Origin of the sequence: Falsiroseomonas oryziterrae, assembly GCF_021864505.1 — a bacterium.
GTDB classification, from domain to species: Bacteria; Pseudomonadota; Alphaproteobacteria; order Acetobacterales; family Acetobacteraceae; genus Falsiroseomonas; species Falsiroseomonas oryziterrae.
Map to the genome: position 1 here is coordinate 1 of NZ_JAKJIB010000646.1, position 856 is coordinate 856.

The 856-nt window shown below is 73.9% G+C and carries 1 protein-coding gene and 1 pseudogene; both read right to left on the bottom strand.

What is annotated here, in order from left to right; genetic code table 11:
• A pseudogene (locus L2I40_RS23835) lies at positions 1–241 on the bottom strand (LptA/OstA family protein); the annotation flags it as partial.
• A partial coding sequence (lptC, locus tag L2I40_RS23840) for an LPS export ABC transporter periplasmic protein LptC (protein ID WP_237217824.1) occupies positions 238–856 on the bottom strand: 619 nt, incomplete at its 5' end. The pseudogene L2I40_RS23835 and the gene lptC, both read right to left, overlap by 4 nt.

Genomic DNA, 856 nt, shown 5'->3' on the forward strand with positions numbered 1-856 from the left:
GGTAGCGCGCGACCAGGCGGTCGGCGTCCACGGTGACGCCGCCGCGCACCGCGCGCGCATTGCCGCGCGCCACGACGACCTGCTCCTGCTGGCGCCATTCGATGCCGTCGGTGGAGGTTATCTCCACTGGCCCGCCCTGCGAGAGGTCGAGATTCTGCGCCGCTGCCGGCAGCGCGAGCAGCGCCGCACCCAGCAGCGTGGCCAGGCGGGCAGCCCGAAGGCAGGCGGCGGGCGGGCTCATTCCGAGCCCTCCAGCACCGCCCGCGACTGCCCGTTGAAGACCACGCGCTGGCCGCGGTCGTAGAGGCGGAAGCCCTGCGCGGTGAGGGTGCCGAAGGGGCCCTGCGAGGCGACCGGCGCATCGCCCGCGGCATCGCCGGTCGCGATGTCGAGCGAGGCGCTCTCGGTCACGAACTGCGTGCCGTCGTCGTGGTGGATCGTCACCCGCCCGCTGAGGTCGAGCCAGTTGCGCCGGCGGTCGTAGCGGCCCTCTTCGGCTTCCAGATAGACCCAGCCGCCATCGCTGAGCTGCAGGTCGGCGCGCGGCGCCTGGAGGTCGACGATATCGCCGTTGCCGGCCTGGACGGCGACGGAGGCGGTGACCGTGTAGGGGCGATTCTGCTCGTCCACGCCCTGGTAGCGCGGCTCGACGATGTGCAACGCGTCGGCGCGCACCTCGGCCGCCCGCTTGAAGGCGACGCGTCCGCGGTCGGCTGCACTCTCGAATTCCGGCCAGAGGGCGATGGAGGCGAGCAGGGCGACGGCCGCGACCGGCAACAGGCGCTTCGCCACCGCGACTGCGATGCGCCGGCGCGCGAGCTGGCCCTGGCTGGGGGGACGGCGCCGGCGCGAAGGC